Below are 255 nucleotides of genomic sequence, written 5' to 3'. Positions count from 1 at the left end.
ACTGAAAGTAAACGACTTCCTTTTATATGAGGCTGTCTCGCTGCAACTGAAATAGCCAGCGCATCATTTGCATCGGTTTTCTGCCCTTGACGAAACGCTTTTACCTGTCGCGCGTTGATCGCTTTGATCTGGTGCCCTGCCTGTTTAGCAAATTGCGCCCAATAATGCGTACCACCACATGATTCCATAGCAACTAAAGATTGCTGTTCTTTAATTAATAACTCTTTAAGCTTGGCTCTGCTTATTGTTTTGTTA

The 255-nt window shown here is 42.7% G+C and carries 1 protein-coding gene; it reads right to left on the bottom strand.

The features are described 5' to 3' along the window. Positions 1–255 (bottom strand): IS110 family transposase (locus tag AAEY62_RS23440; protein WP_350636853.1); only part of this gene is annotated, 255 nt, incomplete at both ends.

The organism is Pseudoalteromonas sp. GW168-MNA-CIBAN-0100, assembly GCF_040309225.1.
Classification (GTDB): Bacteria; Pseudomonadota; Gammaproteobacteria; order Enterobacterales; family Alteromonadaceae; genus Pseudoalteromonas; species Pseudoalteromonas arctica.
Note: the sequence above shows the minus strand (reverse complement) of the source record. Positions and strands in the feature narration are given on the sequence as shown.